The following is an 805-nucleotide window of genomic DNA, read 5'->3' as shown; positions in this document are numbered from 1 at the left end:
GGCCGCGAGCAACGGCCGCCGCTGCCTACCAAGCGCATGACCCGCTGCGCCGCCGCATACCCGCTTCGAGCCCATTTTCACCGCTGCCGCATAGAAAACGAGCGCTGCCGATAGAAAACACGATACTGTCGCCGCATAGCGTCTGTCATGGCCTGTGACATGGCGCTGTCGGATGGTGGGTCAGCTCGCTCTTCAAAGCGGCTGGGCAAAAATGAAGTAAGCACCTGTGGCAAGCAAGGCGAAGCCTGCCGCATGATTCCAAGTGAAATGCTCACCGAGGTAGAGCACCGCAAAGAGAGAGAAGACGACGAGGGTAATAACCTCCTGCATCGTCTTGAGCTGAGCGGCCGTCCAGACCGTGTAGCCTATCCTGTTTGCCGGGACGGCCAGGCAGTACTCGAAGAAGGCCACGCCCCAGCTGATCAGCACGACGGACCACAGGGGAAGCTGATGGTATTTCAGATGCCAGTACCATGCGACCGTCATGAATACGTTGGACAATATCAGAAGGGCGAGTGGTGCGATCACGGACCATAGCGGGGCAGGCACGAAGTTCTCCTATGACGACGGCTCGCGGCGCAGGACGTGGCACGGAGGCCCTCTCGCATTCTTCGCAAGTCACGTCGCAATGCAAGGGATCAGCGCGCCGCGGCAAACCGGCGAAGACATGACTGCACCGCCAATGGCGGCTCTGTCCGCTAGTGTGAGTTCGCACCGGTCCCTATCGTGCAACCGCGGCGAATGTCCGGAGCGATGAAGCTGCGCCGCAGCAACTGACCCATTCGCGAATGCCCGCAACGGGCCG

Annotated in this window: 1 protein-coding gene; it reads right to left on the bottom strand. The window is 60.7% G+C overall.

All coding sequences use genetic code 11. The features are described 5' to 3' along the window. Positions 1–192 precede the first annotated feature (192 nt). Entirely contained in the window at positions 193–549 is a 357-nt protein-coding gene (locus EKE94_RS18485; RefSeq protein WP_268878296.1) for a DMT family protein, read from the bottom strand. Between the last annotated feature and the right edge of the window lie 256 nt (positions 550–805).

It is taken from the genome of Mesobaculum littorinae (genome assembly GCF_004011175.1).
In the GTDB taxonomy this organism is placed as follows: domain Bacteria; phylum Pseudomonadota; class Alphaproteobacteria; order Rhodobacterales; family Rhodobacteraceae; genus Tranquillimonas; species Tranquillimonas littorinae.
The sequence above is the reverse complement of the archived record's forward strand: the minus strand, read 5'-3'. Positions and strand labels throughout refer to the sequence as shown.